The sequence below is a fragment of the Kitasatospora sp. NPDC059812 genome (genome assembly GCF_042732075.1).
Taxonomy (GTDB): domain Bacteria; phylum Actinomycetota; class Actinomycetes; order Streptomycetales; family Streptomycetaceae; genus Kitasatospora.
This window is the reverse complement of sequence record NZ_JBHWIO010000025.1, coordinates 1-7,317: the sequence shown is the minus strand read 5'-3', so window position 1 is coordinate 7,317 and position 7,317 is coordinate 1. Positions and strand designations below refer to the sequence as shown.

Annotated in this window: 7 protein-coding genes; 5 read left to right on the top strand and 2 right to left on the bottom strand. The window is 72.3% G+C overall.

Annotated elements, in window-relative coordinates; translation table 11 throughout:
* The first annotated feature begins 185 nt into the window (after positions 1-185).
* On the top strand, positions 186-1,574 hold the full coding sequence (gene murF / locus ACFV6D_RS15340) for a UDP-N-acetylmuramoyl-tripeptide--D-alanyl-D-alanine ligase (RefSeq protein WP_380560032.1): 1,389 nt from the start codon (positions 186-188) through the stop codon (positions 1,572-1,574).
* Here the strand turns inward: murF and murC are convergent, their stop codons facing one another.
* The gene (gene murC, locus ACFV6D_RS15335) at positions 1,575-2,996 is read right to left on the bottom strand and encodes a UDP-N-acetylmuramate--L-alanine ligase (protein ID WP_380560030.1); all 1,422 of its coding nucleotides are present in this window, start codon (positions 2,994-2,996) and stop codon (positions 1,575-1,577) included.
* Positions 2,997-3,049: 53 nt separating this feature from the next.
* Positions 3,050-3,244, bottom strand: coding sequence for a hypothetical protein (locus ACFV6D_RS15330; protein WP_380560028.1), 195 nt, complete (start codon positions 3,242-3,244; stop codon positions 3,050-3,052).
* Between the two features lie 159 nt (positions 3,245-3,403).
* Here ACFV6D_RS15330 and ACFV6D_RS15325 point away from each other — a divergent pair, with 159 nt between their 5' ends.
* The 4 genes from ACFV6D_RS15325 to ACFV6D_RS15310 all read left to right on the top strand — a co-directional run bounded on the left by ACFV6D_RS15325 (position 3,404) and on the right by ACFV6D_RS15310 (position 7,163).
* Positions 3,404-4,375 (top strand): multiprotein-bridging factor 1 family protein, encoded by a 972-nt coding sequence (locus tag ACFV6D_RS15325; protein ID WP_380560026.1) that lies wholly within the window; start codon positions 3,404-3,406, stop codon positions 4,373-4,375.
* Positions 4,372-4,935 carry a peptide deformylase gene (locus ACFV6D_RS15320; protein ID WP_380479066.1) on the top strand — a complete coding sequence of 188 codons (564 nt, stop codon included), beginning with the start codon at positions 4,372-4,374 and terminating at the stop codon, positions 4,933-4,935. Before ACFV6D_RS15325 ends, ACFV6D_RS15320 begins: the two co-directional genes overlap by 4 nt.
* Before the next feature lie 1,002 nt (positions 4,936-5,937).
* The gene (locus tag ACFV6D_RS15315; RefSeq protein ID WP_380560024.1) at positions 5,938-6,264 is read left to right on the top strand and encodes a PadR family transcriptional regulator; all 327 of its coding nucleotides are present in this window, start codon (positions 5,938-5,940) and stop codon (positions 6,262-6,264) included.
* Positions 6,261-7,163 carry a hypothetical protein gene (locus ACFV6D_RS15310; RefSeq protein WP_380560023.1) on the top strand — a complete coding sequence of 301 codons (903 nt, stop codon included), beginning with the start codon at positions 6,261-6,263 and terminating at the stop codon, positions 7,161-7,163. Before ACFV6D_RS15315 ends, ACFV6D_RS15310 begins: the two co-directional genes overlap by 4 nt.
* Positions 7,164-7,317 lie beyond the last annotated feature (154 nt).

Below are 7,317 nucleotides of genomic sequence, written 5' to 3'. Positions count from 1 at the left end.
GGGACCACCAGCCCAGACTCTCGCCCCGGCGGGCGTAATACCTTCCGTGTCACCGCGCCCCGGCAGGCCTACACAGTCTGGTTCGGAACGCGCGGGATGGCAGGGGAGGCGTCGGGGAGCCGCTAGCGTCGAGGGCAGGCCGCCCCGGGACGAGCGGGCGGGTGCGTCGATGGATCGGAGCCGCCGTGGTCCCCATGACCCTGAAAGAGATCGCCGAGGCTGTCGGGGGCGCTCTGCACGACGTCCCCGATCCGGGCGCGGTGGTGGACCGGCCCGGGGTCATCGACTCGCGGCTGGTGGAGCCGGGGGCGCTGTTCATCGCGTTGCCGGGTGAGCACACGGACGGGCACCGGTTCGCGGAGGCCGCCGTCCGCGCCGGGGCGACGGCAGTGCTTGCCGCTCGGCCGGTGGGGGTGCCGGCGGTCGTGGTGCCGGACGTCCAGGACGCGATGGGTGCGCTGGCCCGCGCGGTGCTGGACCGGCTGAAGGCGCCGACCGTGATCGGGTTGACCGGTTCGGCGGGGAAGACCAGCACGAAGGACCTGCTGGCCCAGGTGCTGGAGACCATGGACACCACGGTGGCCACGCCGCTGTCGTACAACGGCGAGATCGGCCTGCCGCTGACCGTATTCCGGGCGGACGAGAGCACTCGCCTGCTGGTGCTGGAGATGGGCTCGCGGGGCGCCGGGCACATCAAGTACCTGACGGGGATCGTCCCGCCGAAGGTCGGCCTGGTGCTGAACGTCGGGACCGCGCACGTGGGCGAGTTCGGGGGCGGGAAGGAGTCGATCGCGGTCGCCAAGGGAGAGCTCGTCGAGGCTCTGCCCGTCGACGGCCTGGCGGTGCTGAACGCCGACGACCCGTACGTCATGTCGATGGCGTCGCGCACGGTCGCGCCGGTCCTGACGTTCGGGGTGGAGGCCGGGGACGTGCGGGCCGTCGACGTCGAGCTGGACGGCGCCGGGCGGCCGTCGTTCACGCTCACGTGCCGTGGCGAGAGCGCCCCCGTGAATCTCGGGCTGCACGGCGCCCACCACGTGTCCAACGCGACGGCCGCCGCCGCGGTCGCGATCGGCCTGGGCGCGAGCGTGCGGCAGGCAGCCGACGCGTTGACTGGCGCCCGGCAGCTGACGCCGGGCCGGATGGACGTCACCGAGCGGCCGGACGGCGTGACGGTGATCAACGACGCGTTCAACGCGAACCCCGATTCGATGGCCGTCGCCCTGGCCGCGCTCACCGCCATGGCCGGCGGCGGACGCAGGACGGTGGCGGTGCTGGGCGAGATGCGGGAACTGGGCGAGGAGTCCGAGGCCCACCACGCGGAACTGGGCCGGCTCGTCGCCCGCAGCGGGATCACCGACCTCATCTCGGTCGGCGACCGGGAGGCCCGGCTGGTGCACACCTGGGCGGTGGAGGGCGGCGTCAACGGCACGCTGGTGCCCGACCGCGACACCGCCCTTGACCTGCTGCTGACCTGCCTCAAGCCCGGAGACGTGGTGCTGGTGAAGGGCTCCCACAGCGTCGGGCTGGAGGACACCGCGAGGGGCCTCGCCACGCCCGACGCCGCACGCTGACTACGCCGCGACGATCGGGGCCTCGGCCAGCCGCAGCAGGACCGCCCTGCCGACGCGACCGGCGGTTCCGGTGCCCATCGTCACCACCAGGTCGCCGGGCCCGGCCAGCTCGGCGACCACGTCCGCCGCATCGCGCCCGTCGCCCGCGGTGTGGGCCCGGCCGCCGCAGGCGACGACCTGCGCGGCCATCGGCGCGGTGCTGATCCCGGTGAGCGGGGTCTCGACCGAGGCGTGCACGTCGAGGAGGACGACCTCGTCGGCCGCCGCGAGCCGGCGGCCCATCTCCTCGCCGAGGGCGGCGGTGCGGGTCCAGCCGGTGGGCTCGAACACCGCGATCACCCGGCCCTCGGTGAGCATCCGGGCGGTGGCCAGGTCGGCGGTGATCTCGCTCGGGTGGTGGGCGTAGGAGTCCAGCACCGTCACCCCGGCGTAGGTGCCGGTGGTGGTGAGCCTGCGCTCGATGCCCTGGAAGGCGTTGATGCCGGCCGCCAGGTCGGCGGGCTCGGCTCCGAGCACGCGACCGGCGGCGAACGCGGCGGCGGCGTTCAGCGCGTTGTGCCGACCGGGGACGGCCAGGGCGAACTCGTGCCACGACCCGTCCGTGTCCTGGACGGTGACATGGCTGGCCGTCCCGTCCCACAGCACGCGCAGCACCCGCACGTCGGCGTCCTGGGCCTCGCCGACGGTGACGACGCGCGGGCCGGGCGCCGCCTGGAGGCGCTCGGCCAGCAGCCGGGCGCCCGGGTCGTCGGTGGAGACGACGAGTACGGAGCTGTTGCGGGCCAGGCGCTCGAAGACGTCCAGGACGTCGTTCAGGTCGACGTACTGCTCGGGGTGGTCGTCGTCCACGTTCAGGACGACGGCGACCTGCGGGTGGTAGCGGCCGGCGGTGCGGTCGCTCTCGTCCGCCTCGGCGACCAGGAGGCCGCCGAGGCCCTGGTGGGCGTTGGGGCGGCCGACGGGGGTGCCGCCGATGGCGTACGAGGGGTCGAGGTGGGCCAGCGCGGCGCTGAGGATGCCGGTGGTCATGGTCTTGCCGTGGGTTCCCGCCACGGCGACCGACTGCTCGGCGGTGGCGATCAGGTGCGCGAGCACGTCCGAGCGGTGCACCACCGGGATGCCGGTGCGGCGGGCGGCGGCGACTTCGGGATTGCTCGGGGTCACCGCGCTGGACCACACGAGAACGGTGGCGTCGGCGGGTAGGTTGCTGGCGGTGTGGCCGATGGCGACGGTGGCACCGGCGTCCTCCAGCTCACGCAGGGCGGCGGTGTCGCTGGTCTCGGAGCCGGACACGTGGCTGCCGCGCTCCAGCAGCAGGCGGGCGACGGCCGACATGCCGGCGCCGCCGATGCCCACGAAGTGCGGGCGGGTCAGGTCGACGGGGCCGTCGTGGACGGGGACGATCACGTTCCTGGTTTCCATGCTGTGCGCTCCAGTTCGGAGTCCAGCCCGTGATGGGCGATGGGTGGAAGGCGCTACGCGGAGGTGCCACCGTCCGGCGCCGAGCCGGCGGCCGGGTGAGCACCGATTCGGGCCGAGTCGAAGTCGTCGTGCACGATGACGCCGAGCAGAGCGATCACCACGGCGCTGCCGACCGCCCACAGGACACCGAGGAACGCGCCGACCGGATCGCGGTGCTGGCCTCGGTGACGGGACGGGGACTCGTACACGGCTAACTCCTCACGACAGACGGGGAGATGGGGACTGGTGTTGACCGGGCGCTTGAATTTCGTGCCCGATGGGGTCATGAGAGCCGAAGGCAGGACCGTGACGGGATGGTGAGCTAAGGTCACTCACGGTTCATTCATCACTCACTGGGGGCGGAGCGGATGGAGACGCAGGCCGACCACGACGCGGTCGACCAGGCCGTGGAGGCGTTCGCCGCCGAAGTCGCCCACTGGCGCGAGGTGCGCGGCCTCTCCAAGCGCGCACTGGCCGGAAAGATGGGCTTCGACCCCTCGTACGTCAGCCACATGGAGTCCGGCCGCCACAAGCCCACCGAGGAGTTCGCCCGTCTCGCCGACGAGACCCTCAACGCCGGGAAGGCCATCTGGCGACGCTGGCTCGACTACGACGCCGCCCGCTCCCGTAGCCGCACCCCGACCACGCCGCCGCCACCCCGCCGGCCCGAGCAGCCCTACGCATCCGGCTCCGCGCTCGTCGTCGAGCACGACGAAGCCGTGCTCCAATTCGACGGCTCAACCTACCGGTTGACCATGCGCCGACGGCTACGCAACACCGGAGCCGAGCCCATCACCCGCTACCTCATCCGCATCGCCGTCGACCGCTACCCCGGCGAACCCGAGCGCTCCAACGCCCACTACCGTGAGCACCCACTGACCTGGGACGAACTCGCGCTCACCGCCTCATGTCGCGGCGAGGACATGCGGTGGCAGGCCAAGCACGACCGCGACGCCTTCAAGGAGGTCTGGCTCCTGTTCGACAACGAGCACGGCCGCTTCCCGCTCTACCCGGGCGACGCGACCTGGATCGAGTACGCCTACAGCGTCGGCGCCGACAAGTGGGGCCACTGGTTCCAGCGTGCCGTCCGCCTGCCCACCGAACACCTCGCCGTCCGCCTCGACTTCCCCGCCGCCCTCGACCCGGTGGTGTGGGGCACCGAGACCTCCATGACCGCCGAAGCCGTGCCCCTCCGCACCGCCGTCAGCCGCCGCGACGAGGGCGAGCGCCGGCACTTCGCCTGGGCCACCGACAACCCACCGCTCCACGCCCGCTTCCGCCTCGAATGGCGCTTCCGCGCCACCCCCAACAACCAGCAACACACCAAGGAGACCAGGTGATCGAGGTGCGGCCCAGCCAGCAGATGCAGTCCCTCGGCGTGATCCAGCAGGGCACCCCCATCCTCAACCGCCCCGCCGAGCCCTTCGACCTCCCAGTCGAACGCGCCGCCGCCCAGGCCGTGATCGACGAACTGTTCACCGCCGTCGACCGGATCGGCCGCGTCCACTCCTTCGCCAAGGGCATGGGCCTCGCCGCCCCGCAGATCGGCATCCCCCGCGCCGCCGCCCTTGTCCTGCCCCCGACCGCCGGTGCCGACCCGATCATCCTGCTCAACCCCAAGGTCACCGCCGTCTCCGACGAGACCGACGAACAGTACGAGGGGTGCCTCAGCTTCTTCGACGTCCGCGGCATGGTCCCCCGCCCCCTCCGCATGAACGTCACCGCCACCACCCTCGACGGCATCACCACCACCGCCACCTACGAGTTCGGCCTCGCCCGCCTCATCGCCCACGAGATCGACCACCTCGACGGCCTGCTCTACACCGACCGCATGCGCCCCAACGCCCACCCGATCCCGGTCGAGGAGTACCGAGGTACCGGCTCGACCTGGGCCTACTGACATCCGGGGCAGGTGGCGCCTGGCGCATGTCACTCCACACAATCAGTTGATAGAACCATCGAAATCCTGCATGCCTGGTCGCGATGAGCTCTGGCCATCTGTCAGCAGTGAAAATGTATGGAGAGGCATCCCGGACGGGGTTGAGCCCTTGCTCCCTCTGGCCGGGATGCAGCGAACCGCTCTGCCGAAGGCCCCCCGGTTCCATCCCCAATGCCTGTACGTCAACCCGGATTTCAGACCCCCGCCCATAGGGCGGAGGGGTCTTTTCGTTTCTAGGCAGCCCACCGCGTTCTCGTACGCCCCCGTACCACCTTTGGTGCGGGGGTCTCGTCGTCCCGGGAGGTCTTGATGATCGATAACACCATCACCTACGGCGCTTGGTTGAGCATCACCTGGATGGTCACCATCTTGCTTTTGGTGCTTCTCATCTCGTTTCTCACCTGGCTTGCCCTGCGCAAGGCGCAGCCGGGGGAAGTTGTCGATGTCCTGGCTGAGGTGCGGCGGATTATCGTTGCACTGGGTACTTTCACGCCCGCCCCAGTCCGACGAGTCAGTCGAGGCCCAGGTGCCAGTCCCGTTGGCCGGCTAACCGGTCGGCCTGCGTCACGAGAGGTGACGGATCAGCCGGATGGCGCCGAGCGGCCCATGATGCGGGCTCCTTCCTGCCCAGCTTCGGCCAACAGGGGCGGAGCGTCGTGAGCTGGTCGCTGCGCTGACCGGGGCCGCGGTGGTCCGGGCGGAGCCACACCACGTTCTCGTCCATCGGTGCTTCCTCCCGGCTCGATCACGACAGGGACGTCGACGGGCGGCCACGAGCGCAGCCCACGTGGCCGCCCGTCGAATGCATCCCTCCCACCGAGGGCCCGCGTGACCACGACCGGTGGCCCCGTCTTGCGCACCTCGCCCCGGGCCTGCACGGCCACGCACCTCGTCTCGGGCCTGGCCGACCGCGTTGAGATGGTCCGGCGGAGTGACTATCTTCGTGAGGTGAGTGAACGTGTGATGCAAGAGCCCACCCTGATGGTGTTGACCGCCCTCGCGGACGCGCCCCGGCACGGATACGCCATCGCGCAGGAGGTCAAGGTGATGACCGGCGGCCGGGTCACGCTGCGTACGGGTGCGCTGTACGGGGCCCTGGACCGGCTGCTGGCCGACGGTCTGATCGACATCGACCGCGAGGAGATCGTCGACGGCCGGGCCCGGCGGATCTTCACCCTGTCCCCGGCGGGGCGGGAGCGGCTCGCGGTGGAGGCCGAGCGCCTGGCCGCGGCGGCGAAGGAGGCCACCCGCCGCCTGTCCGTCGCCAAACCGCCGGCGGCCTCCGCATGATCGAGCGCGTCCTGCGACTCTATCCCGCCGCCTACCGCCGGGCCCACGGCGGGGAGATCGTCGCGACCTTCCGCGAGATGACCGCGGGTGAGCCGCTGGGCTCGCGGCTGCGGGAGGGCGCGGGTCTGGCGGCGCACGCGACGAGGATGCGGATGGGGCTGGGCACGGCCGCGCCCGTCGCGAAGGTCCTCGCGCTGGCGTACCCCTTCGCGCTGGCCGCCGCGGCCGCCGCCTGCGGCCTGCACCTGCTGAGCTGGTACGCCGGTGTCGTCTCCTCGCCCGCCCCGTTGGGGGTGCGAATCGGAACCGACCTGTCGGGGGCGTGGGGCGCGCTGCTCGTGTCGTCGCTGGTCGTGGTCGCGGGGTCGGTGGCGGCGCTGGCCGGCCGGTGGCGCCTCGGGGTGCCCTGCGCGGTGGCCGGGCTGCTCTCCTTCGCGGCGGCCGCGGTGGTCAGCGGGCGGGCGTTCGGTGATCCGGTGGTCACCCCGGCCGCGATGGTCCTGGCGGCGGCCGTGCTGCTCGCCTGCCCGCAGGACCGGCGGGCGGAGGGCGTCGCGGCGGGGCGGGCGGGCGCGGCCGGTGCCGTGGTCGCGCTCGTGGTCGTGCCCCGGGCGGCCATCGCCTCGCACGGGGTGCCGTGGGTCAGCACCGACTACGGGTGCTGGCCGCTGGTCGTCCTGGCCGCGACCGGTGTCGCGCTGACCTGGTCCAGCGGATCGCGGGGCGGCCGCGAGCTGGCGGCGATGGCCCTGGCCTCCCCGCCGCTGCTCGCCCAGGCCTACACGGTGGCGTGGGGCGAGGCGGCTGTCGTCGCGTGCCTGGCGGCCGCGTTGCCGGCCACTGCGGTGGCCGCCGGGCTCGCCGGCCGCCTGAGGCGAAGCGGTCGCATCCTCCGCTGAACGGCCTGCCGCGGCTGCTGAACTCGATGGGGTGAGGTCGAGCTGGTTTCTTCGGAATGGCTCCCCCATGTAGGCGCGGTACACGTCCCACACCGCGACCAGGTCGGCCTGGTCGGCGGAGGCCACGTACACCGTCGTCCGCGCGACGTCCGTC